We start from the raw sequence: 24796 nt of genomic DNA, 5'->3' as shown, positions 1-24796 counted from the left end.
ATCGGTATGCAGTTGGATCCCGCTAGCGGGTGGTGTCACGGGGTGCAGGTTTGCCCATCGCCCAACTTCAATGAACGCCCTGCGGGCGAAATTTCCCTGTTGGTCATCCACAACATCAGCCTGCCGCCAGCGCAGTTCGCCACGGGCAAGGTGCAGGAGTTTTTCCAGAATCGTCTGGATGTCACCGAACATCCCTACTTTGCAGGTATCGCCGACCTACGCGTCTCGGCGCATTTTCTGATCGAACGTGACGGCAAGGTCACCCAGTTTGTCTCCTGTCTTGAGCGGGCGTGGCATGCGGGTGTATCGATGTTCGAAGGGCGCGAAACCTGTAATGATTTTTCCGTGGGCATCGAGCTCGAAGGCACCGATGATCTACCGTTCACCGACGCGCAGTATCAGGCGTTGACGGCGTTGACCCGCCAGTTGCAGACAGCATTTCCGGCCATCACCGGCGCCCGCATTTGTGGGCACAGCGACATAGCACCCGGGCGTAAGACCGATCCTGGCCCGGCATTCGACTGGGCGCGTTACCGCGCAGCCCTGGCACAAGAGGAAGGACAATGAGTTTTCTGGTGTTACTGCTGGCGCTGTGGATCGAGAAGTTTTCGGCCCTGCGTCATCGGGTTCAACGCGATGGCGGATGGATCCGCGAACTGAACAAACTCGAAAGCAGCGAGCGGCTGGCCAAACAGCCTTGGCTGGTGCTGAGCATTCTGGTGCTGTTTCCGGTGGCCTTGCTGGCGCTGTTGCTGGTGGTGCTGGAGCCGGTGGCTTACGGCTTGCTGGCGTTGCCGGTGCATTTACTGGTGGTGATTTACAGCCTGGGGCGCGGCGACTTGCTCGGCGGCCTCGGGCCGTTCCGTGATGCCTGGCGCCGTGAGGATTTGCAAGCCGCAGCGCACGTGGCCAAGCGCGATCTGAACATCTGCGCCGACAGCGGCGAGCAGTTGCTCGAACGTGTGCAGGCGCATCTGCTGTGGCAGGCCTACCAGAGCTTTTTTGCGGTGATCTTCTGGTATTTCGTGCTCGGCCCGGTAGCGGCATTGGCGTATCGCCTGTTGGCGCTGGCGCAGGAGCACGGTCAGAACCCGGCGCTGGTCGAGCGCGCCGCGCAACTGCGGCATGCATTTGACTGGCTGCCGGTACGCTTGCTGGCTGCGAGCCTGGCACTGGTCGGCAACTTTGTTGCGGTCAGCCGGGTGATGCTGCATGAACTGCTCAACTGGAACATCAGCGCGGCGCAACTGATCAATCGGGTCGGTTTGGCGGCGGGCGAGATTCCACCTCCGGTGGTCGGGCCGGAAGGCATCAACACCCTCGATTGCCTGTGGGAACTGCTGCTGCGCGCGGCAGTGCTGTGGTATGCCGGGTTTGCTTTGTGGACAGTTCTGATCCACTGATTTCACTGATTTAAAGAAGGATCAAAAGATCGCAGCCTGCGGCAGCTCCTACACAGGGATTGTGTGTTTCCTGTGGGAGCTGCCGCAGGCTGCGATCTTTTTGTCGTTAACCTTAAGTTACAAAACCTCCCTTCGATTTGAGCTATACAGAGATGGCGCCCGATAGTGGCTATCTGCTGTCGCCCCGCGCCCGCCAATAAAAACAAGAAAAACCAAGGGAGACTTCCAGTGAAGAGCTTGCTCTATCCCGCTGTCTCGCTGATGAACCGTCTGAGCTTCGGCATGAAGTTCAGCCTGATCAGCGTGCTGTTCCTGGTGCCGATGCTGGTGACCAATTTCTATCTGGTGCGCGATTCCTATCGCGAATTCCAAGGCACCCGCGTCGAGCTGCAAAGCCTTGATCTGCTGGGCAGCAGCCTGGCTCTGCGCCGGGATCTGGAAACCCTCAACAATCTGGTGCAGATCAACGTCACCCTCGGCCAGTCCGGCAAGGCCGGGAATGTCGAGGCGCAGATCACCACGCTCGAACAAGCGGTTCTGGCACGCCTGCAAGGGCTGACGGCGATGACCGACGATCCCGAGCAGATCCAGGTATTCGACGGCAAACGCGATGAAATGATCGCCGCGTTCAAGGCCCAGCAAGTGGAGAACTCGCTGCAGAGCAAAAGCGCGTTAATCGGCAAACTACTGGCCAGTGCGCAGATTTTCAGCCAGATCATCACCAGTCAGGCCGGGCTGAGCCGTGATAACCAGAGCGATATCCGTCAGCTCAGCGAACTGGTCACCCTGATCACGCCGAGCGTCACGCAAACTCTCGGCGAAGGCCGGGCCATGGGTTCGTATTCATTGGGTCAGGGTTTTCTCAACAGTTCATCGAGTACGCGTTTTGATGAGTTGCTGGTGCAGATCGAAAAACTCCAGGCCGAGTATGGTCTGAAATTGCAGGACGCCCTCGGCTCCAGCAAAGCCGCGGGGGACAACCTCAGCGCGGCGGCCGACAGCAGCAAGGCTTCGCTGAAACAGGCCAGCGAACTGTTCGAAGAGCAGGTGGTGATGGCCGACACCCTCGATGCGCCGTGGCAGGCTTTTTACGATCAGGTCACTGGGCTGATCGGCAAGACCTATGAGCTCAACGAAGCCACGTTGAAATTCCTCGATACCCAATTGCAGCAGCGTCTGGCGCAGAACCGTACGCACATGGTCTTGCAAGCCGTGGCGCTGTCGGTGGTGTTCGTGCTGATTTTCTATCTCTACGGTGGCTTCTACGCCTCGACCCGCACCACGCTGAAACGCCTTGGAGCAATGATGGACAAGGTCGCGGCGGGGGACATGACGGTCAACTTCAAGGCCAGCAGTCGCGATGAGTTAGGTGAGTTGGGCGAGGTGTTCAACGGCACGGTGAGGAAGATTCACGACTTGATCGAGCGGGTGGGCCAGACCGTCGCCGAGGTCGAGCGTCAGGCCGGGCAGGTTGAAAACGTCTCAGCGCAGAGCAATCAGGCGGTCGCCGGGCAACGTACGCAGATCGAGCAAGTGGCAACGGCGATGAACCAGATGTCGGCGACCTCACTGGAGGTGGCGCGCAGTGCCGCCGCGGCAGTGAGCAGTGCCCAAAGCGTCAATGACGAGACTATCAGTGGTCGTGGCCTGGTCGAGTCACAGCAGGGCAGCATTGCCGCGCTGGCCAGCGAGATTGACCAGTCAGTGCTGGTGATCAACCAGTTGGCCAGCGACAGTCAGTCGATCAGCCGTGTACTGGAAGTGATCAAGAGCATCGCCGAACAGACCAACTTGCTGGCGCTGAATGCCGCGATCGAAGCGGCGCGTGCCGGCGAGCAGGGACGTGGTTTTGCTGTGGTCGCAGACGAAGTGCGCACCTTGGCCAAACGCACTCAACAATCGACCGAAGAAATCGAACAGATGATCGCCAAACTGCACGGCGGTGTCGGCGCGGCGGTGAAAGCCATGGGCGTCAGCCATCAGATGGCCAACGGCACAGTCGGGCAGTCGGAGAAAGTCCAGCAGGCGCTGGAAAACATCCTCGGCGCGGTCGGCATGATCGTCGATCAGAACCAGCAGATTGCCGCTGCAGTTGAGCAGCAAACGGCGGTGGCCCATGACATCGACCAGAACATCGTCGAGATCAACCGCGCCGGCGAGCGCACAGCGCAAGGTGCGCACCAGACCGAAGATGCCAGCCGCGCGTTGTCTGCCCAAGTTGTTGAGCTTAAACAACTGATCAGCGCCTTCCGCGTCTAAGCAATACACAAATCCCCTGTAGGAGCTGCGGCACGCTGCGATCTTTTGATCTTGATTTCAAAGATCAAAAGATCGCAGCCTCGTTTCACTCGACAACTCCTACAGGGGAGATGTGTTACCAGCCGAACACTTCGCAGCTGTTGGCGGTGCTGGCGCTGGCGAGTTGTTGCGGGGATATATTCATCAACTCCGCCAACGCCTCACAAATCGCCGGCAAGTGCGCCGGGCTGTTGCGCTGACCGGGAAACATCGCAGGCGCCATGTCCGGCGAATCGGTTTCCAGCACGATCGACTCCAGCGGCAGTTCCGCAATCACTCGATGCATGCGCAACGCCTGCGGCCAGGTCGGTGCGCCGCCGAGGCCCAGTTTGAAACCGAGTTTGATGTACTCCCGTGCTTCTTCACGGCTACCGGCAAAGGCGTGGATGATTCCCGCGCGTTTGAGCTTGAAGCGTTTGAGCGTCGCAATAACCGCCGCATGGCTGCGGCGTACATGGATCAGCGCTGGCAAATGAAAGTCAGCGGCCAATTGCAGCTGCGCCTCGAACAGCGCCTGTTGCCGCTCGCGGTCGAGGTTTTCGACGAAGTAATCCAGACCGATTTCGCCCACCGCACACAACTGCCGATGACCACGCAGCCGCGTCAGCCAATCACCCAGAGCCAACAAATCCTCAGGACGATGCTGATCGAGATACACCGGATGCAGACCGAATGCCGCATACAAATCCGCATCGCTCTGCACCAGATCCCACACCCGTTGCCAGTTACCCTCATAAACCCCCAATACCACCATCCGCCGCACCCCGAGGGCGCGGCTTTCGGCGAGCAACGCCGGGCGATCGGCATCGAAGTCGGGGAAGTCGAGGTGGGTGTGGCTGTCGATCAGCTCCACGGCTCAGTCCTGGTGAATACGCTGCTTGAAGGTCCGCGCGATGGCCTGTACGCCGGGCTTGTACTCCGACTGCTCGACCGCCGCCAGCGCCAGTTCCAGCGCCTTGTCGGCGATCAACTGGTGTTGCTGGGCCATGGCGTTGACCGGCAGCGGCAGGAAATCCAGCAATTGCGTATCGCCGAAGGTGCCGAGGCGCAGCGGTCGCGATTTCAGCGGGAAGTCATGCAGCGCGTCGAACACGCCTTGCAGCAGTACGTACGAAGTCGTCACCAACGCGTCGGGCAAATGCCCCAGACGTTGCAGGAGTTCTTCCATCAATTGCTTGCCGCACTCACGGCTGAAAGATTCAGCGTGCTCGACCAGCACTTCACCTTTGAAGTCGACCAAGGCTTGCTTGAAACCGGCGGCACGTTCCTGGCTGATGCTCAGTTCCGGGCGCGCACCGAGCAGAACGATCTGCTTCGGCTGCGGATCGAGCAGGCTCTGGGTCAGGTGCTGGCTGGCCTCGCGGTCGTCACTGATCACCGAACAGAAATGCTCCGGTTCCATGACCCGGTCGATGGCGATGATCGGCAGCCCTTTGGCCTGTAGCTGTCGGTAACTGTCATCACCGGCCGGCAGGCAACTGGCGACGATCAGCGCATCGCAGCGGCGCGCCTTGAATAGTTGCAGCAACTGCCGCTCGCTGTCTGGCGCATCGTCGGAGCTGGCGATCAGCAATTGATAGCCGCGCGCCCGCGCACCTTGCTCGAGCAGCTTGGCGATCCGCGCGTAACTGGGGTTTTCCAGATCCGGCAGAATAAAGCCCAGCGTGCGCGTGTGCCGACTGCGCAGCCCGGCCGCTTGAGGGTTTGGCGTGAAGCCGTGCAGATCGACCACCGCCCGCACCCGCTCGACGGTGGCGGTGCTGATGCGTTGCTGTTCGGCCTTGCCGTTGATGACGTAGCTGGCGGTGGTCACGGACACTCCGGCCAACCGCGCGATATCACTGAGTTTCAACCCGGTATTTCCTTGTTTATTCGAGCTTGCCGCCACATTTTCGCCAATCCTACCCGATTAGGGCAGGCGACTATTGTCGCAGCGCATCCGACAAGTTGGACTTCAAGGATGGGACATTATCGAGTAACGTGCCGATCAATCTAGATTAAACGTTTCAGCAAGCGTATTTTCTACGTTTTAGACGTCTTTGGCCGGTGCTGCCGTGAAACCGCCAAAACTGCCGCTGAAAAGCAAAGCGGTAAAGCGCCTAAGCTGCAAACCATCCAAAACAATACCTGGCACTCATATAGCGCCAAAAAGGAGATCGCATGCTCGAGCTCACTATAGAGCAGATATCCATGGGCCAATCGGCTGTGGATAAACCCGCTGCCCTGCAACTGCTCGCCAATCACCTGGTGGCCGATGGTCTGGTCGCCGACGGCTACCTCGCCGGATTGCAGGCCCGGGAAGCCCAGGGCTCGACCTTTCTCGGTCAAGGTATTGCCATTCCCCACGGAACCCCGGAAACCCGCGATCAGGTGTTCGCCACTGGCGTGCGCTTGATGCAGTTCCCGGAAGGCGTGGATTGGGGCGATGGCCAGACCGTTTATCTGGCGATTGGCATCGCCGCCAAATCCGACGAACACCTGCGCCTGCTGCAACTGCTGACCCGCGCCCTCGGCGAGACCGATCTGGGCCAGGCCCTGCGTCGTGCCAGCTCCCCCGAAGCGCTGCTGAAACTGCTGCAAGGCGCGCCGCAGGAACTGGCGCTGGATGCACAGATGATCGGCCTCGGCGTCTCCGCCGATGATTTCGAAGAACTCGTCTGGCGTGGCGCACGTCTGTTGCGTCAGGCCGATTGTGTGAGCAACGGTTTCTCGGCGGTGCTGCAACAGGTCGAAGCGCTGCCGTTGGGCGATGGTTTGTGGTGGTTGCACAGCGAGCAAACCGTGAAGCGTCCGGGCCTGGCGTTCGTCACGCCGGACAAACCGATGCGCTACCTCGGCCAACCGCTCAGTGGTCTGTTCTGCCTGGCCAGTCTTGGCGAAGCGCACCAAGCGCTGCTCGAACGTTTGTGTGCGTTGCTGATCGAAGGTCGCGGCCATGAATTGGGCCGCGCCACCAGCAGCCGCAAAGTTCTCGAAGTGCTTGGTGGTGAGTTGCCCGCCGATTGGCCAAGCGCACGCATTGCCCTGGCTAACGCCCATGGCTTGCACGCGCGCCCGGCGAAGATCCTCGCGCAACTGGCGAAGAGTTTTGATGGCGAAATTCGCGTGCGCATTGTCGATGGTCAGGACAGCGCCGTGTCGGTGAAGAGCTTGAGCAAACTGCTCAGCCTCGGCGCCCGTCGCGGTCAGGTGCTGGAGTTGATCGCTGAACCGACCATCGCCGCTGACGCCTTGCCGGCACTCTTGGCCGCTATCGAAGAAGGCCTTGGCGAAGAAGTGGAGCCGCTGCCAGCCGTAAGCCAGCAGCGCGAAGTCATCGCCGACATCGCCGAAGTGCTGATCGCTCCGGCGTCCGGCGCTCAGTTGCAGGCGATCCCGGCAGCACCGGGCATTGCTATTGGGCCTGCGCATATTCAGGTGCAGCAAACCATCGATTACCCGCTGCGCGGCGAGTCCGCCGCCGTTGAGCGCGAACGTCTCAAGCAAGCGCTCAGCGATGTGCGCAGCGACATTCAGGGCTTGATCGAACGCAGCAAAGCCAAAGCCATCCGCGAAATCTTCATCACTCATCAGGAGATGCTCGACGACCCGGAACTCACCGACGAAGTCGACACCCGCCTCAAGCAGGGCGAAAGCGCTGAAGCGGCGTGGATGGCGGTGATCGAAGCGGCGGCCAAACAACAGGAATCGCTACAGGATGCGTTGCTCGCCGAGCGTGCGGCGGACCTGCGTGACGTCGGCCGGCGCGTGCTGGCGCAACTGTGTGGTGTGCAAACCCCGAGCGAGCCTGAGCAACCGTACATTCTGGTGATGGACGAGGTCGGCCCGTCCGACGTCGCGCGTCTGGACCCGGCGCGTGTCGCGGGGATTCTCACCGCACGCGGCGGCGCCACCGCGCACAGTGCCATCGTTGCGCGAGCCCTCGGGATTCCGGCACTGGTTGGCGCTGGCGCCGCGGTGTTGTTGCTGGCGCCGGGCACGCCGTTGCTGCTCGACGGTCAACGCGGTCGCCTGCACGTCGACGCCGATGCTGCGACTCTGCAACGCGCCGCCGAAGAACGCGACACTCGCGAACAACGCCTGAAAATTGCCGCCGAACAACGCCATCAACCGGCACACACCACCGACGGTCATGCGGTCGAAGTGTTCGCCAACATCGGCGAAAGCGCGGGCGTGATCAGTGCAGTGGAGCAGGGCGCCGAAGGCATCGGTCTGCTGCGTACCGAACTGATTTTCATGGCCCATCCGCAAGCGCCGGACGAAGCCACGCAAGAAGCCGAATACCGCCGCGTCCTCGATGGCCTCGCCGGGCGGCCATTGGTGGTGCGCACGCTGGATGTCGGCGGCGACAAACCGCTGCCGTATTGGCCGATCGCCAAAGAGGAAAACCCGTTCCTCGGTGTGCGCGGCATTCGCCTGACCTTGCAGCGCCCACAGATCATGGAAGCGCAATTGCGCGCCTTGCTGCGTTCGGCGGACAACCGTCCGTTGCGAATCATGTTCCCGATGGTCGGCAGCGTTGAAGAATGGCGTCAGGCCCGCGACATGACCGAACGTCTGCGTCTGGAAATCCCGGTCGCCGATCTGCAGCTGGGGATCATGATCGAAGTGCCGTCCGCCGCTCTGCTTGCGCCGGTGCTGGCCAAGGAAGTCGACTTCTTCAGCGTCGGCACCAACGACCTCACCCAATACACTCTGGCCATCGACCGTGGTCACCCGACCCTGTCGGCGCAGGCCGACGGTTTGCACCCGGCGGTGCTGCAACTGATCGACATCACCGTGCGCGCGGCCCATGCCCATGGCAAATGGGTCGGCGTGTGCGGCGAACTCGCAGCTGATCCGTTGGCAGTTCCGGTACTGGTTGGCCTCGGTGTCGATGAACTCAGCGTCTCCGGGCGCAGCATTGCTGAAGTGAAAGCGCGCATCCGCGAACTCAGCCTGACCCAGGCGCAAACCCTTGCTCAACAGGCCTTGGCCGTGGGCAGCGCCAACGAAGTGCGCGCATTAGTGGAGGCCCTGTAATGGCCAAGATTCTTACCCTGACCCTCAACCCCGCGCTCGACCTCACCGTCGAGCTGCCACGGCTGGAGGCCGGTCAGGTCAATCGCAGCGACGAGATGCACACCCACGCTGCCGGCAAAGGGGTGAACGTCGCGCAAGTGCTGGCCGACCTTGGTCATCAACTGACGGTCAGCGGCTTTCTCGGCGAAGACAATCTGCAAGCGTTCGAAACCCTGTTCGCCAAGCGTGGTTTTGTCGACACATTCATCCGCGTGCCGGGCGAGACGCGCAGCAATATCAAAGTCGCGGAACAGGATGGCCGCATCACCGACATCAACGGCCCGGGGCCAGTGGTCGATGCGGCTGCACAGCAGGCGTTGCTCGATCGTCTGGAGCAGATTGCCCCGGGTCACGATGCCGTAGTGGTCGCCGGCAGTTTGCCGCGTGGCGTCACGGCGCAGTGGTTGCGTGAACTGATCGAACGGCTCAATCAGCTTGGCTTGAAAGTCGCTCTCGACTCCAGCGGCGCAGCATTGCGCGAAGCCTTGAAAGCCAGTCCATGGCTGATCAAACCGAACACCGAAGAACTCGCCGATGCACTCGGTTGTGACGTGGTTTCGCACGCGGCGGAAGCGCAAGCAGCGGCGCGTTTGCACGCGCAAGGCGTCGAGCACGTGGTGATTTCTCACGGTGCTGACGGCGTGAACTGGTTCAGCGTCGGCTCGGCACTGCACGCCACGCCACCGAAGGTCAGCGTCGCCAGCACGGTCGGTGCTGGTGATTCGTTGCTGGCCGGCATGCTTCACGGTTTGCTCAGCGCCGACACGCCTGAGCAAACCCTGCGCACCGCCACCGCGATTGCGGCGATGGCGGTGACCCAGGTCGGTTTCGGCATCAACGATGTGGCGCAAGTGGCGCAGCTCGAACAGGGCGTGCGCGTGCGTCCCCTGACAGAACAATAAGAGGGTTTGTCATGAAATTAGCCATTGTTACGGCTTGCCCGAACGGCATGGTCACCAGTGTGCTGTGCGCGCGTTTGCTCGATGCGGCGGCGCAGCGTCAGGGCTGGAGCACCAGCGTTGAAGTGGTCGATGCGGCGCACCCGGAACGCGAGTTGTCGGCGGCGACCATTGCAGCGGCCGAGTGGGTTTTGCTGGTCGCCACAGGCGCGATCGACATGACGCGTTTTGTCGGTAAACGTGTTTTCCAGATTGCCCCGGCGCAGGCGTTGCAGGATGTTGAAGCGGTGCTGCGTCGTGGCGCTGAAGAGGCTGAGGTTTACGTCGCCGGCGCGGCTGAACCGGTTGCTGATGCGCCGCGTGCGCCACGCATCGTCGCGATTACCGCGTGCCCAACCGGTGTCGCCCACACCTTCATGGCCGCCGAAGCCCTGCAGCAGACCGCCAAGCGTCTGGGCTATGACTTGCAAGTCGAAACCCAAGGCTCGGTGGGCGCGAAAACCCCGTTGAGCGCAGCGGCGATTGCTGAAGCTGACGTGGTGTTACTGGCGGCGGATATCGAAGTCGCCACCGAGCGTTTCGCCGGCAAGAAAATCTATCGTTGCGGCACTGGCATTGCGTTGAAACAATCCGAAGCCACACTGAAAAAAGCCTTGGCCGAAGGTGCTGTGGAAAGCGCCGCGAGTGACGGCAAGGCACCGGCCAAGCAAGAAAAAACCGGCATCTATAAACACCTGCTGACCGGTGTGTCTTTCATGCTGCCGATGGTCGTGGCAGGTGGTTTGATGATTGCGCTGTCGTTCGTGTTCGGCATCACCGCGTTCAAGGAGGAAGGCACGCTGGCCGCTGCGCTAATGCAGATCGGCGGCGAGACCGCGTTCAAATTGATGGTGCCGTTGCTGGCCGGCTACATCGCCTATTCGATTGCTGACCGTCCGGGCCTGGCGCCGGGGATGATTGGTGGATTGCTTGCCAGTACCTTGGGCGCCGGGTTTATCGGCGGCATCGTCGCCGGGTTTATCGCCGGTTACGCGGCGAAGGCGATCAGTCGTTATGTCGCCTTGCCGCAAAGTCTTGAGGCGCTGAAACCGATTCTGATCATCCCGTTGTTCGCCAGTCTGTTTACCGGGCTGGTGATGATTTACGTGGTCGGCAAACCGGTTGCTGGCATGCTCGGGGCGCTCACGCATTTTCTCGACAGCATGGGCACCACCAACGCGATTCTGCTCGGCGTGTTGCTCGGCAGCATGATGTGCGTCGACCTCGGCGGGCCGATCAACAAAGCCGCTTACGCGTTCTCGGTGGGGCTGCTGGCGTCGCAGAGTTATGCGCCGATGGCCGCGACCATGGCCGCCGGGATGGTGCCGCCGATTGGCCTGGGCATCGCCACGTTTATTGCGCGGCGCAAGTTTGCTCAGACCGAGCGCGAGGCCGGGAAAGCGGCGCTGGTGCTGGGGCTGTGCTTTATCTCCGAAGGCGCGATTCCGTTTGCCGCGAAAGACCCGTTGCGGGTGATTCCGGCGAGCATTGCCGGTGGTGCGTTGACCGGTGCGTTGTCGATGTATTTCGGCTGCAAACTGATGGCGCCGCACGGTGGCTTGTTTGTGCTGGCGATTCCGAATGCGATCAATCATGCGTTGCTGTATTTGCTGGCGATTGTGGCGGGGAGTTTGCTGACCGCTGTGGTCTATGCGACGGTCAAACGCCCCGAGGCCGTCGAGCTGGCGCTGGAACCGGCGAAGGCCTGACCGACAACACAAATCCCCTGTGGGAGCGAGCCTGCTCGCGAATGCAATCTGCCAGCGACATGTAGGTTGACTGGCACACCGCTTTCGCGAGCAGGCTCGCTCCCACAATGGTTAGTGGTGTCATGGCGAGTTCATATAGGCGTGCTTAAGTTTTCCTTTTTTCAGGGAGAACACCATGAGCGATTTCAACCCCGGTCGCCGGCGTGTCATGCAAGTCGTCGGCGCCGGTCTGCTGATGCCAAGCCTGGCGCCGGCGGTGATTGCCTCGGTCAAGGACCGCCCGCAGTTGACCGATGGCGTGCAATCCGGCGACCTGCAAGGCGACCGCGCGATGATCTGGAGCCGCAGCGATCGCCCGGCGCATATGGTGGTCGAGTGGGACACTCGCAGCCAGTTTCGCCATCCGCGCCGGGTGATCTCGGCGCTGGCCGATGCGCGCACAGATTTCACCGCTCGGGTCGAGCTCACTGGGCTGCCGGCCGGTCAGGCGATTTTTTATCGGGTGTATTTCAAGGACGCGCAATCCGGCGTCGCCAGTGAACCGTGGCTGGGTCATCTGCGCAGCGCTCCGACGGCGCGGCGCAATATTCGCTTCGTCTGGAGCGGTGACACCGTCGGGCAGGGTTTCGGCATCAACCCGGACATCGGCGGCATGCGCATCTACGAAGCCATGCGTCTGCGCCTGCCGGACTTCTTTATCCACAGCGGCGACACCATCTACGCCGACGGCCCGGTGCCTGCTCAACTGACCACCGAAAACGGTCGGGTGTGGCGCAACCTCACCACTGAAGCTAAGAGCAAAGTCGCGCAGACCCTCGACGACTATCGCGGCAACTACCGCTACAACCTGATGGACGAAAACATCCGTCGGTTCAATGCCGAGGTGCCGCAGATCTGGCAGTGGGACGACCATGAAGTGGTCAACAACTGGTCGCCGGGCAAGCAGCTCGACGAGCGTTATCAGGAGAAAGATATCCACACCCTGGTCGGGCGCGCACGCAAGGCGTGGCTGGAATATTCACCGATGCGCTTACAGACTGCCGACGGCGGCGGGCGGATTTATCGCAAGTTGAGCTATGGGCCGATGCTCGATGTGTTCGTGCTCGACATGCGCAGTTATCGCGGCGCCAATGACGACAACCTCGGCGCGGCGAAACCGTTTCTGGGGCGTGAGCAACTGGACTGGCTCAAGCGCGGTTTGAAGAAATCCAAAGCCCAGTGGAAGGTCATCGCCGCCGACATGCCGATTGGTCTTGGCGTGCCGGATGGCGAGGTCAGCCCGGGTGTCGCGCGTTGGGAGGCGGTGGCTAACGGTGACCCGGGACCGGCGCAGGGGCGCGAGGTGGAAATCGCCGAGTTGCTCGGATTCTTGCGTGCGCAGCATGTGCGCAATTTCGTCTTCCTCACGGCGGATGTGCATTACTGCGCGGCGCATCACTATCACCCCGATCGCGCGGCGTTTCAGGATTTTGAACCGTTCTGGGAGTTTGTCGCGGGGCCGCTGAATGCCGGGAGCTTTGGGCCTAATCCGCTGGATAAAACCTTTGGCCCGGAGGTGGTTTTCGAGAAAGCGCCGCCGGCGCAGAACACTTCGCCGTTTGCCGGGTTTCAGTTTTTTGGCGAGGTGAATATTGAAGGGGGGAGTGGGGAGATGAGTGTGGTGTTGCGGGATTTGAATGGGGTGGCGGTTTTTGAGAAAAAGTTGCAGCCGGTATGAAGATCAAAGGCTGACCCTCACCCCAGCCCTCTCCCGGAGGGAGAGGGGGCCGACCGAGGTGTCTGAAGAGGTACATCGACCTGAAAGACCGAGTTGATTATGAGATCAGGTACAAAACCCTCTCTCGATTCTGGATTCGGTGAAGCACGTTCAGGTCGGCGTATTGCGTGAATCTCCCCCAATCAGTCCCCTCTCCCTTTGGGAGAGGGCTAGGGTGAGGGGCTTTTAATAGACATCACGCCGATATCGACCCTGCTCAATCAACCGCTCCACTTCGGCTGCCCCGAGAATGTCGTTAAGCACCTGATCAACCCCCGAAGCCATCCCCTGCAAACTGCCACAAATGTAAATCACCGCCCCGTCCGCCAGCCATTTCTTCAACTCGTCAGCCGACTCACGCAAGCGATCCTGCACATAAACCTTCTCGGCCTGATCCCGCGAAAACGCCAGATCCAGCCGTTCCAGATCACCATTGATCAACCACTCTTCCAGCTCGGCGCGGCAGAGGAAATCGTGTTCACGATTGCGCTCGCCAAACAGCAACCACTGGCGCTGTTGACCATCGGCAATCCGCGCCTTGAGCAAACTGCGCAGCCCGGCCAGACCGGTACCGTTACCCAGCAGAATCATCGGCAGCGGTTCGTTCGGCAGGTGGAAGCCACTGTTGCGCCGCACCCGCAAACTGATGCTGCCGCCCACCGGCGCGTGTTCGGTCAGCCAGCCAGAACCGATGCCCAGCGTGCCATCGGCATGCTGTTCCTGACGCACGATCAACTCCAGCACGCCGTCGGCGGCAATCGAGGCGATCGAGTATTCGCGCATGGCCAGCGGCACCATCGCATCGACCAGCGATTGCGCATGCAAACCGACCAGATGGGCGCGATGCTCAGGCAATTGGCGCGAGGCCAGTGCCACTTCCAGCGGCTCGTCGAGGCCGTTGATTTTCACCGTGGTCTCGCCGCGAATGCCGAGACCGTCAAGGAAATGCTCGATGGCCCACGGGCAGTTGCGCGGCAGTATTTCGACCAGATCACCGGCCAGCCAACTGCTGGTGTTCGGTGCGCTTAAGCCCAACAGATAAACCGGTGCGCCGCTGCTGTCCGGGTTCATCAGTTCGCGGCGGACCAGCGTCCAGTTGTCGTAGCTCGGGGCTTGCCAGGTGTCGACCGGTGCTTGCCCGGTGAGCAGGCCGAGTTGGGTTTGCCAGTGACGCAGGGCATACGGATCACCGCTGTCGACTTCCACTGGGGCGAACAATGTCTTGCCGCCGTGCTCAGCCAACCATTGGTGCAGGCGTTTGGCGAAACCGCAGAAGTGCTGATATTGACGATCACCGAGGCCGAGCACCGAGTAATTCAGACTGTCGAAGGTTGCTGCTTTGCTCAACACCTTGCGCTCAAAACCGCGAGCGCTGTCGGGGGCTTCGCCGTCGCCGAAGGTGCTGACGACAAACAGCGCGTTGTTCGATTCACGCAGATCCTGTTCGCTGACATTCGCCAGCGGCTGCACTTTCACTGGCAATCCGGCGGCCTGCAATTGCCCGGCGGTCTGCCACGCCAGTTGCTCGGCAAACCCGCTCTGGCTGGCGAAGCCGATCAGCCACGCAGAAGCATCTGCGGCCGGTTGATCGAATCCTTTGCGCGCATCCTTGATCTGCTTTTTCTTGCGCCGACGATCGAGGTACAGCAGCCAGCCGGTGATAAAGAACAACGGCATGCACACCGCCGCAATGGTGATGATGATCCGCCCGACCAGGCCGAAATAGCTGCCGACGTGCAGCGCATAAATGCTGGTCAGCAATTGCGCCTTGAAGCTCTTGTCGGCGTAACGATCGACACGTTTGACGATGCCGGTGGCCGGGTCGAGGGTGATCTGGTTCAGTGCGCGATCATGCGGCGAGCTGTCGAGCAGGTAGAACACGGTCGCCGGTTGGCCTGTGACGGCCGGCATGCGGATGTTGTACGCGGCCAGTCCCGGGCCGGCCGCGCTGTAGATACTGCTCCACATTGCTGCGTAATCGGCGGTTGGTGCCGGACCTTCCGGCGCCGGGCCGCGACCACCGCGCACGCGCTCGTTTTGTGGCGCATCAGAAAGCAGCTTGGTCAGGCCTTTGTTGTACCACTCGTACGACCACGATAACCCGGTCAGCGCCAGCAGCAGATAGACCAACAGGCACCAGGTGCCCGCCACCGAATGCAGATCCCAATTGAAGGCGCGGCCCTTTTTCTTCCAGTCCAGCGTCAGCCACACGCGCCAGCTGTTCCACTGACGTGGCCAGCGCAGATACAAACCGGAGAGGCAGAAAAACAACAGGATCAATGTGCAGGCGCCGGTGATATTGCGCCCGGTGTCGCCCATGGCGAGGAAGCGGTGCAGTTGCAGCATCAGGCCGAAGAAATCCTGGCCGACCGCGTCGCCCATGAACTCAGCGGTGTACGGATCGAAGTAGCGCATCTCACCGCGACGTTCACCCTTGGGCGGGGTGAAGAACACTTTCGCGGCGTTGCCGCTGTCGGTTTCGACCCAAAGCATCGAGACCTTTTTGCCGGACGTGGCTTCGATGCGCTCGACCAGTTCGACGGGCGGCAGGACGCCGGCGACTTGTTTTTCCACCTGCAGAACGGAGGGATTCATGGCCCGCAGGATTTCGTCCTGGAACGAATAGGCCGCGCCGGTGATGCCCATCAACGCCAGCACCAAGCCTGCGGTGATGCCAAAAAACCAGTGCAACTGGAACAGGGTTTTCTTCAACACGTCACTCGCCGTCCGTTCGGAAATTGTCTTCACGGCGCGCATTATGCCGTGGGTTATCGAGAAGCGTTCTTTCTTACGCACAAAAGCCCCGTTCAATTGAATGAACGGGGCCCACTGTTTTTTGTAGGAGTTGCCGAAGGCTGCGATCTTTTGATTTTTTTTCAGAATCAAAAGCAAGATCAACAGATCGCAGCGTGCCGCAGCTCCTACAGGATCAGAAGTGGAAGTTGGTGCTCAACAGTGCCGTACGGCCCGCCGCCTGGTTGGCGAAGTGGGTCGAGAAGGCTTTGTCGTAGTAGGTTTCGTTGGTCAGGTTCTGCACGTTGAGTTGCAGGTCGACGTTCTTGGTCAGCTTGTACGCCGCCATCGCGTCGTAGCGAACATACGAATCGACCATGGTGGTGTTGGCGACGCTGCCGTACACATCGTCGACGTAGAACGCACCGCCACCGATGGTCAGCTTCGGCGTGACCTGGTAAGTGGTCCACAGGCTGGCGCTGTTCTTCGGCGTGTTAGGCAATTCGTTGCCATCGTTGGCCTTGCCCAGCGGGCCGCCGTCGACTTGTTCGCTGTCCATGAACGCGTAACCGGCGAACACTTGCCACTTGTCGGTGATCTTGCCGCTGGCCGACAGTTCGACACCTTGCACGCGGGTCTTGCCGGCGTTTTCGTACGACGAAGTATCGACTTGCACGCGAGCGTTTTCTTTCTCGGTGCGGAAGATGTCAGCGGTCAGCGACAGGCGATCGTTGAGCAGATCCCACTTGGTGCCGATTTCATAGTTCTTGGTGGTTTCCGGCTCCATGTCGCTGCTCAGCAGGTTGCCGCTGCGATCCGGGGTGCCGCCCAGCGGGTTGCCTTCCTGACCTTCGCCCAGGGTGTTGCCCGGTGGTGTGGCCGAGGTGGCATAGGACGCGTAGATGCTGCCGTTTTCCGCAGGCTTGTAGACGACGCCAAACTGACCGGTGACGAATTCGCTGGTGTCATCGCCCTTGGACGTGGTGCGGCCAGCGGCGTTGTAGGTTTTGTAGTCGGTATCGAAGTGGTCGTAACGCAGACCCATGTTCACCAGCCACTGCTCGGACAGCTCCAGGGTGTCGAACACATACAGCGCGTAGGTGTTGGCCTGGGTGTCGGTGCCGGCGTAGTTGCGCGAAATGGCGCCGTTCCACGGATCGTTCGGGTTCGGGTTCGACAGCGAGGTGCAGTTGTAGCCGCTGGCTGCGCCGATCAGACCCGGGTTGCAGTTAGTGGTCGCTGCGCTGGTGCGCGGCGTGGTGTCGGTATTGACGTTGTACGAAGACTTCTGGCTTTCCTCACGGGTGTATTCAACGCCAGTGGAGAAGCTGTTTTTGAAGCCCGCGACGTAGAAATTGCCGAACAGGTCAGTCTGGTTGGTGGTGGTTTCGGTGTTGCTCACCCGAGTATTCGCCCGACGCCAGACGCTGCCATTGTTGACGTTGCCCTTGCTGTCGTCCGGCTGGGTCAGGATGTAATCCTGCATGCTGGTGCCGTGACGCAGGGTGTTCTTGATCGTCAGCGAGTCGCTCAGGTCATGCTCGATGGCGAAGGTCGCGGTGTCGGTGCGGCCCTTGCGGAAATCGCGATCCAGACCGTAGAAATTGCTGTGGTCACCGCCGGCGTAGGGCTTGTCCGGATTGGACTTGGTGCGTGCAGCGGAGCCACCGGCCGGAATGGTGTACGGCACGCCCGAATCCGGGGTGTCGTTGCTTTCGAGATGGTAGTAATCGAGGTTGACGCGGGTGTCGGTGCCCAGGCCAAACGCCAAGGACGGTGCGATACCCCAGCGGTCGTAATCGACTTTGTCGCGACCGGCGACGTTGCTCTCGTGGCTCATCAGGTTCAGACGGCCGGCGGCGGTGTCGCTGAACTGGTAGTTGCCATCGAGGGTGTAGCGCTGAGTCTGGTCGGAGCCGTAGGTGAAGCCGCCGTCGAACGAGTTGCCCAGGTGCGCTTTCTTGCTCACCAGGTTGATGCTGCCGCCTGCCGCGCCGCGACCGCCAATGGCGGAGTTCGGGCCCTTGCTGACTTCAATGTTTTCCACGGCGAAGATCTCGCGGCTCTGCGAACCAGTGTCGCGCACGCCGTCGAGGTAGGTGTCGCCCTGGGCGTCGAAGCCACGGATGAACGGACGGTCGCCCTGTGGGTTACCGCCTTCACCGGCGCCGAAGGTGATGCCCGGCACGGTGCGCAGCGCGTCCTGCATGTTCAGCGCGCCGGTATCTTTCAGAACTTGTTGCGGAATAACGGTGACCGAGCGCGGCGTGTCGACCAGCGGCGCGGTGTACTTGGGCGAGGAGGCTTTTTCGACCTGGTAGGACGTCGAGTCCTGCGCTTCGCCGGTGATGGCGGTGGCGTCCAGGGCGATGGCATTGCCGGCGGCTTTGCTGTCGGTTTTTTCCGCAGCGAAGACCATCTGGCCAGCGGAGCCGGCGGTGATTGCCACACCGATTGCAGAGGCGAGCAGACGTGGTGAACTGACCGGTAATTGTGCGTATTGACGTGCCATTTTTATTCCCCTCCCCAAGGATTTGAGGCGGCGGAATATAGGGTAAACAGGTATTCGTATCAATTGCGAAACATTGTTATTCGCACTGAATTTACATTCTTTACAATTTAACCTTACGGTTTTTGCCAGTTCATTCGTCTATCGGGTTTTACACGGCCAATAAGAATCAATACCATTGCCGCCTCTTTGCCATCAGGTGACATCGCCATGCTGCTGCATATCCCCGCACTGTTCGCGAAAGACGAAGTGCAGCGCATTCGCCAGGCGTTGGAGCAGGCCGATTGGGCCGATGGCAAGATCACAGCGGGGTTTCAATCAGCCAAGGCCAAGCACAATCTGCAACTGCCCGAAGGCCATCCGCTGGCGAAGGAAATCGGTGCAGCGATGCTTGAACGGCTGTGGAAAAATCCGCTGTTCATGTCCGCCGCGCTGCCGCACAAAGTCTTCCCGCCGTTAGTGAACTGTTACACCGCCGGTGGCAGTTTCGATTTCCACATCGACAACGCCGTGCGCCAACCCAAGGGCAGCATCGAACGGGTGCGCACCGATCTTTCGGCGACGCTGTTCTTCAGCGAACCTGAGGATTACGACGGCGGCGAGCTGGAGATCCAGGACACCTTCGGCACGCAACAGGTGAAACTGCCGGCCGGTGATATGGTTTTGTACCCCGGCACCAGCCTGCACAAGGTTAACGCGGTCACTCGCGGTGCGCGTTATGCGTCGTTCTTCTGGACGCAAAGTCTGGTACGCGAAGACAGCCAGCGCGCGTTGCTGTTCGAGATGGATGGTGCGATTCAGCAGCTCACCAGCGACATGCCTGATCATCCTTCGCTGATTCGCCTCACCGGTACGTATCACAACCTGCTGCGGCGCTGGGTTGAGGTATGAGTTTCCGATTGCGTCGCGAGGAAGTCCTCAGCGGCGAACAACTCAGCGCTATGCTTGTAGAAAGCCCGGCACGCGCGGCGCAGGCAATTTTGCTTGCGGCGGGTGAGGGCGAGGCTGAAGCGCAGGCCTTGCTTGGGCAAATTCTTCTGGACGGCCAGGGCATCGCACAGGATCAACCGTTGGCGCTGCGCTGGTTCGGTATCGCCGCCGGGCGCGGGCATTTGATGGCGCGCAACATGCTCGGGCGCTGCCACGAGCACGGCTGGGGTTGTTCGGCAGATGCGGCGATTGCCGCGCAGCACTACCGGATTGCAGCGGAGGCCGGGTTGGATTGGGCGATGTACAACCTCGCCAATCTGCTGGCGACCGGGCGGGGTGTTGCAGTGGATCATCTGCAGGCGCTGGCGTTGTATCGGCGTGCGGCTGAATTGGGCCATGCGAAATCGATGAATCTGCTGGGGCGGTATCTGGAGGAAGGGCAGGTGTGCCCGGCGGATCTATCAGCAGCGCGCGACTGGTATCGGCGTTCGGCTGAGGGCGGGGATTTTCGCGGGCAGTTCAGTTTCGCTGCAGTTTTAGCGGATGAGGGGCGGATTGATCAGGCGGTGGATTGGCTTGAGAAAGCTTTGGCCGGCGGCAATCTGAATTTTCTGCGGGTGGCGAGTCAGACGCTGTCAGGTGCGACAGATCCCAGGATTCAGGGGATGGCTGCTCGGTTCGCGCTTCGGTGCCAATAGCCCTCACCCTAACCCTCTCCCAGAGGGAGAGGGGACTGACCGAGTAGGATGTTCCAGGTACACCGACCTGAGATATCCAGTCGACCTCAGGTTTTGAAAAGCCCCCGATCTGCTCCCTTTCCCCCTCGCCCCCTTGGGGGAGAGGGCTGGGGTGAGGGGGATAGATCGAAAGCACACCACAAATCTCAAAGCACAGACACAAAAAAAGCCCATGACACGTCATGGGCTTTTCACTTGCAGCTAGCAGCTTGAAACTTGCAGCTGCTCTTACACGTAAAACGACTTCAACGGCGGGAAGCCATTGAACTCAACCGCGCTGTAACTGGTGGTGTACGCACCGGTCGACAACCAGTAAAGACGATCACCAATCGCCAGGTTCAGCGGCAGACCGTACTTGTAGTTCTCGTACATGATGTCGGCGCTGTCGCAGGTAGGGCCGGCGATCACGACTTCCTCCATCTCGCCTTTCTTCTCGGTCCAGATCGGGAACTTGATCGCTTCGTCCATGGTTTCGATCAGGCCGGAAAACTTGCCCACATCGGTGTAAACCCAACGTTCAACGGCAGTGCGCGACTTGCGTGCAACCAATACCACTTCGCTGACCAGAATGCCGGCGTTGGCGATCAACGAACGGCCCGGCTCGAGAATGATTTCCGGCAAGTCATCTCCGAAGTCTTCTTTCAGGAAGCGGATGATTTCTTCGGCGTAGGTTTCCAGGCTGTTGGTGCGGGTGATGTAGTTGGCCGGGAAGCCACCGCCCATGTTGATCAGCTTCAGGTGGATGCCGTCTTCTTCTTTCAGACGCTCGAAGATTACTTTGACCTTGGCGATCGCTGCGTCCCAGACGCTGATGTCGCGTTGCTGCGAGCCAACGTGGAACGAGATGCCGTAAGGCACCAGACCGAGGTCGCGGGCGAGGATCAGCAGGTCCATGGCCATGTCGGTCTGGCAGCCGAATTTGCGCGACAGCGGCCAGTCAGCCGTGGTCGAGCCTTCGGTGAGGATGCGCACATAGACTTTCGAACCCGGTGCAGCCTTGGCGATGTTGCGCAGGTCGGCTTCGGAGTCGGTGGAGAACAGACGCACGCCCTTCTCGTAGAAGTAGCGGATGTCCTTGGATTTCTTGATGGTGTTGCCGTAGCTGATACGGTCGGCGCTGACGCCGCGATCCATCACTTTGTCCAGCTCATAGATGGAGGCGATGTCGAAGCTCGAACCTTTCTCTTTGAGCAGGTCGATGATCTCGACGGCCGGGTTGGCCTTGACCGCGTAGTAGACCTTGGCGAATTCGAAACCGGCGCGCAGGTCATCGTAGGCCTGGCTGATCATCGCGGTGTCGATCACCACGAACGGGGTTTCCTGTTTGTCGGCAAACGCCTTCATTTTGTCGAATGTAGCGCGCGCGAAATAGTCTTCGACCTGGATCGACATACTGGGAGCTCCTATGGGCAAACTCGAAAAATCAATGGGTGCAAATGAACGCCCTCCGTATCCCCACTTTGGTTCGCCTACTTCCCAAGGCATGTCGCCGAAAGCAAAAAGGCCATGGGATGTGCAGCTTTCCCTTGGCCTTGCTGTCTCGTCGTCAGTACTTGAGCCGGATGGATCGTTTCCAGCATGGACGTTCGGCGCGAACTTTAGGGCGTGAGGGGCCTGAGATCAACTAAAAATGTCGCGTTTTTGCACGCTTCTGACGTACGTCGCATTCATCTCTCTTTGTAGCCGACCGAGATGACGGGCAGATGTTCCCGTCGATTTTTTCAGTGTTAAAAATGCCTGCACGTTCGCTGCCGTTCTCCGCTAAATGCCAGTTAACTTCAATAGGCTCGACATCCCCGACGTTCCCCGCAAAGACAGTCTCAATGGCGTAATTTGAGTTGTCTTAAGGGGGGCATCAGCCAGCCGGTGCCCAGCGCTGGTGTTCATTTTTCTTTCCAGACGTGAAGCGATGAAAATTTACGGTGCAAGCTTGCGAACGTTAAGTCCCGCATGGGGTATCGCAGACCATCGCTGCAAACTTGCCGCACCTATCACGACAAACCGGTGACCAGCCCATTTGATTCAGGATTTCTCGATCGACTTGCACAGCACCACTCGATCCTTAAGGTGTAACTCCTCAGGTAATGAAACTTTGTTCATCGCCAGAATGAAATCCATCCACTGGTTTTGCTGTTTCAAGAGACGCTCGAGTTGTTTCTCACTGGAATCGTTTGGGGGGTTGTCAAAAACATAGGGATGGCAACCGGAAAAGCCGTTGGGTACCGTAGAGAGAAGCGAATAATCACGCTCGTAATCCATGTTGCTCTTGACCATCGAGTAGGTCCGCCAACTGGTGTACGACAGCGCGCCGAGGACAAGAATGCCTAGCACGGGGAATGCGATCCGCCAGCGCAGTGGAGTGGGATACGCCTTGGCCAAGGCTCTGCGAGTCATGAAATCGGTGATTTTCCTTCCATTCACCAGAACCTGCACAACCTCGAAATCCCGTGGGTTGTAAATCGAGATATCGACTTCTTCATTGGGCGGAACCTGTTTGAGCACCAGTTCCTTGTCCGCCGCATTGTGTTCCCATTTCACGGCTGCTTCGTGTCGAGAGTACGTGATAAGCGGGACGAATTCGAAGTTTCCCCGGTACAGCAATTTGACGTCAGCCAGGGTTGAATCCGACTCGTTATAAAGTGCGATTTGCGTGCAGGTGTAACGAGTTTCTCCAGTCACCATCTCTGCTGGAGCGTGATACAGATAAGGCCCCATCGTTGTCCAGCCAATGGCATCTGGCAGATCTTTACGTAGCGAGTTCAGGGCTGCAATTTGATCGATCATGCAAGGGTCCTTGATCGGTTCGCGCGGACGTCATTATCCGCAAACCACGATGCTATCGGCTTGTATGTGTTCCGATCAATTCAACTCATTGCAGATGATCAGGGGCTGCTGTGGCAGCCCCATTTCAAGTGGTTACGCCACTGCCTCCGCCGGCGAGACGATGCTGGTCTTCATCCCGCGCGAACGACCCGAACTCAGATACGCCGCAATCGACTCCTGCGTGACCTCACCGAGGAACACCCGCTCGGCGTCCATCACCGGCAGCCACGAACGGTTGAACTCGTACATGCGCGACAGCAGGATGCGCAAATGCTCGTCGTACGCCGCTGTGGCATTGAACTCGCGCAGGAATTGCGCGCAGGTGCCGGTCTGGCGATGCAGATCACGACGACGCACATAACCCAGCGCCTTGTTCTCGGCACAGGTGACCACCACGTAGCGACGGTCATGCTCATCCATCAATTCCAGCGCATCAGCCACCGGCGTCTCCGGGCTCACCGATGGTGCGTTGTCCGCCGCATCTTCTGCCTTCACCAACAACAGACGCTTGAGCGTGCTGTCCTGGCCGACGAAGTTGCTGACAAAGTCGTCTGCCGGATGCGCGAGCAATGTATCCGGATGATCGATCTGCAGCAGTTTGCCAGCGCGGAAGATCGCAATCTTGTCGCCGAGTTTGATCGCTTCGTCGATGTCGTGGCTGACCATGATCACGGTCTTGTTCAGCGCGCGCTGCATTTCGAAGAATTCGTTCTGGATCATCTCGCGGTTGATCGGGTCGACCGCGCCGAATGGTTCGTCCATCAGCAGCAGCGGCGCATCGGCCGCCAGTGCGCGGATCACGCCGATGCGCTGTTGCTGACCACCGGATAGTTCACGCGGATAGCGATGCAGATACTGCTTGGGTTCGAGCTTGATCATGCTCATCAACTCGCGGGCGCGGTCGTGGCATTTCTGTTTGTCCCAGCCGAGCAGTTTCGGCACGACGACGATGTTCTCTTCGATGGTCATGTTCGGGAACAGGCCGATCTGCTGGATCACGTAGCCGATGTTGCGGCGCAGGGTCACTTCGTCGAGGTCGGTGGTGTCTTCGCCGTTGATGAGGATCTTGCCCGAGGTCGGTTTGATCAGGCGGTTGATCATCTTCAGCGTGGTGCTTTTGCCGCAACCCGATGGCCCGAGGAACACACAGATTTCGCCTTCATTGACGGTCAGGCTTACCGAGTCCACGGCTTTGACGTCTTTGCCGTTGCTTTGGAAAGTTTTGCTGAGGTTTTGAAGTTCGATCATTTGAGCAGTCCTTTTGGAGTCAACGAGCGTTGCAGCCATTGGAGAAACAGGTCAGCGAAAATGGCCAGAAGACTGACCAGCAGCGCGCCGACGATCAGCATCGACATGTCACTGCGGCTGATGGAGGCGAGGATCAACACACCGAGGCCGCCGGCGCCGATGGTCGCGGCGATGGTCATCACGCCGATGTTCATCACCACGGCGGTGCGTACGCCGGCGAGGATCACCGGCACGGCGATCGGCAACTCGACCATGCGCAGACGCTGGCCGAAAGTCATGCCGATGCCGCGTGCGGCTTCACGGATACCCGGTTCGACGCCCGTCAATGCGAGGTAGGTGTTGCGCATGATCGGCAGCAGCGAATAAAGGAACACGGCGGTGATTGCCGGCATCGGGCCGAGGCCCTGGCCGAACTTCGAATAGAACGGCAGCAGCAGGCCGAACAGGGCAATCGATGGCACGGTCAGCAGCACTGTGGCGCTGGCCTGCAAGGGACCGGCGAGCGTCGGAAAGCGTGTCATCAGAATGCCCAGCGGCACGCCAACGACAATCGCCAGGGTCACGGCGATGCCGACCAGGGTGATGTGCTGCCAGGTCAGGTGCATCACCTGCTGCCAGTCGAGGTGGGAAAAGGCGTTCAGAAATTCCATG

The 24796-nt window shown here is 60.0% G+C and carries 17 protein-coding genes and 1 pseudogene; 10 read left to right on the top strand and 8 right to left on the bottom strand.

Annotated features, from left to right (window positions below; genetic code table 11):
- Positions 1 to 6: 6 nt before the first annotated feature.
- The 4 genes and pseudogenes from ampD (at position 7) to ACOYXE_RS18440 (ending at position 3662) form a co-directional block, all read left to right on the top strand.
- The gene (gene ampD, locus ACOYXE_RS18455; RefSeq protein WP_077571048.1) at positions 7 to 567 is read left to right on the top strand and encodes a 1,6-anhydro-N-acetylmuramyl-L-alanine amidase AmpD; all 561 of its coding nucleotides are present in this window, start codon (positions 7 to 9) and stop codon (positions 565 to 567) included.
- Positions 564 to 1403 (top strand): regulatory signaling modulator protein AmpE, encoded by an 840-nt coding sequence (gene ampE, locus ACOYXE_RS18450; protein ID WP_160055795.1) that lies wholly within the window; start codon positions 564 to 566, stop codon positions 1401 to 1403. The genes ampD and ampE overlap by 4 nt, the downstream gene beginning before the upstream one ends.
- Positions 1404 to 1664: 261 nt before the next feature.
- Positions 1665 to 2756: pseudogene (locus ACOYXE_RS18445) on the top strand (methyl-accepting chemotaxis protein); the annotation flags it as partial.
- Positions 2733 to 3662: a methyl-accepting chemotaxis protein gene (locus tag ACOYXE_RS18440; protein WP_405124236.1), complete on the top strand. Its 930-nt coding sequence runs from the start codon at positions 2733 to 2735 to the stop codon at positions 3660 to 3662. The pseudogene ACOYXE_RS18445 and the gene ACOYXE_RS18440, both read left to right, overlap by 24 nt.
- A gap of 115 nt (positions 3663 to 3777) precedes the next feature.
- On the opposite strand, the gene ACOYXE_RS18435 is transcribed toward ACOYXE_RS18440, so the two are convergent.
- Together ACOYXE_RS18435 and cra are read right to left on the bottom strand one after the other, a co-directional pair.
- The gene (locus ACOYXE_RS18435) at positions 3778 to 4554 is read right to left on the bottom strand and encodes a TatD family hydrolase (protein ID WP_160055799.1); all 777 of its coding nucleotides are present in this window, start codon (positions 4552 to 4554) and stop codon (positions 3778 to 3780) included.
- Positions 4555 to 4557: 3 nt separating this feature from the next.
- Positions 4558 to 5553, bottom strand: coding sequence for a catabolite repressor/activator (gene cra, locus ACOYXE_RS18430; RefSeq protein WP_460926388.1), 996 nt, complete (start codon positions 5551 to 5553; stop codon positions 4558 to 4560).
- Between the two features lie 308 nt (positions 5554 to 5861).
- Here cra and ptsP point away from each other — a divergent pair, with 308 nt between their 5' ends.
- The 4 genes from ptsP to ACOYXE_RS18410 all read left to right on the top strand — a co-directional run bounded on the left by ptsP (position 5862) and on the right by ACOYXE_RS18410 (position 13126).
- Positions 5862 to 8723 carry a phosphoenolpyruvate--protein phosphotransferase gene (gene ptsP, locus ACOYXE_RS18425; RefSeq protein WP_160055803.1) on the top strand — a complete coding sequence of 954 codons (2862 nt, stop codon included), beginning with the start codon at positions 5862 to 5864 and terminating at the stop codon, positions 8721 to 8723.
- Positions 8723 to 9664: a 1-phosphofructokinase gene (pfkB, locus tag ACOYXE_RS18420; RefSeq protein ID WP_460926387.1), complete on the top strand. Its 942-nt coding sequence runs from the start codon at positions 8723 to 8725 to the stop codon at positions 9662 to 9664. The genes ptsP and pfkB overlap by 1 nt, the downstream gene beginning before the upstream one ends.
- 11 nt (positions 9665 to 9675) lie before the next feature.
- Positions 9676 to 11409, top strand: a complete 1734-nt coding sequence (locus ACOYXE_RS18415; protein WP_460926386.1) for a PTS fructose-like transporter subunit IIB — start codon at positions 9676 to 9678, stop codon at positions 11407 to 11409.
- 175 nt (positions 11410 to 11584) lie between these two features.
- Positions 11585 to 13126 (top strand): alkaline phosphatase D family protein, encoded by a 1542-nt coding sequence (locus ACOYXE_RS18410; protein ID WP_405122313.1) that lies wholly within the window; start codon positions 11585 to 11587, stop codon positions 13124 to 13126.
- A gap of 225 nt (positions 13127 to 13351) precedes the next feature.
- Here the strand turns inward: ACOYXE_RS18410 and ACOYXE_RS18405 are convergent, their stop codons facing one another.
- Both ACOYXE_RS18405 and ACOYXE_RS18400 read right to left on the bottom strand, forming a co-directional pair.
- Positions 13352 to 15880 carry a PepSY domain-containing protein gene (locus ACOYXE_RS18405; protein WP_405124235.1) on the bottom strand — a complete coding sequence of 843 codons (2529 nt, stop codon included), beginning with the start codon at positions 15878 to 15880 and terminating at the stop codon, positions 13352 to 13354.
- A gap of 214 nt (positions 15881 to 16094) precedes the next feature.
- Positions 16095 to 18410 carry a TonB-dependent receptor gene (locus ACOYXE_RS18400; protein WP_460926385.1) on the bottom strand — a complete coding sequence of 772 codons (2316 nt, stop codon included), beginning with the start codon at positions 18408 to 18410 and terminating at the stop codon, positions 16095 to 16097.
- A gap of 207 nt (positions 18411 to 18617) precedes the next feature.
- Between ACOYXE_RS18400 and ACOYXE_RS18395 the strand changes: the two genes are divergently transcribed.
- Together ACOYXE_RS18395 and ACOYXE_RS18390 are read left to right on the top strand one after the other, a co-directional pair.
- Positions 18618 to 19298 carry a Fe2+-dependent dioxygenase gene (locus ACOYXE_RS18395; protein WP_160055813.1) on the top strand — a complete coding sequence of 227 codons (681 nt, stop codon included), beginning with the start codon at positions 18618 to 18620 and terminating at the stop codon, positions 19296 to 19298.
- Positions 19295 to 20035 carry a tetratricopeptide repeat protein gene (locus ACOYXE_RS18390; RefSeq protein ID WP_160055815.1) on the top strand — a complete coding sequence of 247 codons (741 nt, stop codon included), beginning with the start codon at positions 19295 to 19297 and terminating at the stop codon, positions 20033 to 20035. Before ACOYXE_RS18395 ends, ACOYXE_RS18390 begins: the two co-directional genes overlap by 4 nt.
- Positions 20036 to 20302: 267 nt before the next feature.
- Here the strand turns inward: ACOYXE_RS18390 and ACOYXE_RS18385 are convergent, their stop codons facing one another.
- The 4 genes from ACOYXE_RS18385 to ACOYXE_RS18370 form a co-directional block, all read right to left on the bottom strand.
- Positions 20303 to 21466, bottom strand: a complete 1164-nt coding sequence (locus ACOYXE_RS18385; protein ID WP_016986476.1) for a type III PLP-dependent enzyme — start codon at positions 21464 to 21466, stop codon at positions 20303 to 20305.
- Between the two features lie 630 nt (positions 21467 to 22096).
- The gene (locus ACOYXE_RS18380) at positions 22097 to 22858 is read right to left on the bottom strand and encodes a hypothetical protein (protein ID WP_160055817.1); all 762 of its coding nucleotides are present in this window, start codon (positions 22856 to 22858) and stop codon (positions 22097 to 22099) included.
- 132 nt (positions 22859 to 22990) lie between these two features.
- Complete coding sequence (locus tag ACOYXE_RS18375) at positions 22991 to 24145, bottom strand: osmoprotectant ABC transporter ATP-binding protein OsmV (RefSeq protein ID WP_038357499.1); 1155 nt, start codon at positions 24143 to 24145, stop codon at positions 22991 to 22993.
- On the bottom strand, positions 24142 to 24795 hold the full coding sequence (locus ACOYXE_RS18370) for an ABC transporter permease (protein ID WP_007915307.1): 654 nt from the start codon (positions 24793 to 24795) through the stop codon (positions 24142 to 24144). The genes ACOYXE_RS18375 and ACOYXE_RS18370 overlap by 4 nt, the downstream gene beginning before the upstream one ends.
- Position 24796 lies beyond the last annotated feature (1 nt).

This window comes from Pseudomonas sp. MC6 (genome assembly GCF_054790575.1).
The sequence above is the reverse complement of the archived record's forward strand: the minus strand, read 5'-3'. Positions and strand labels throughout refer to the sequence as shown.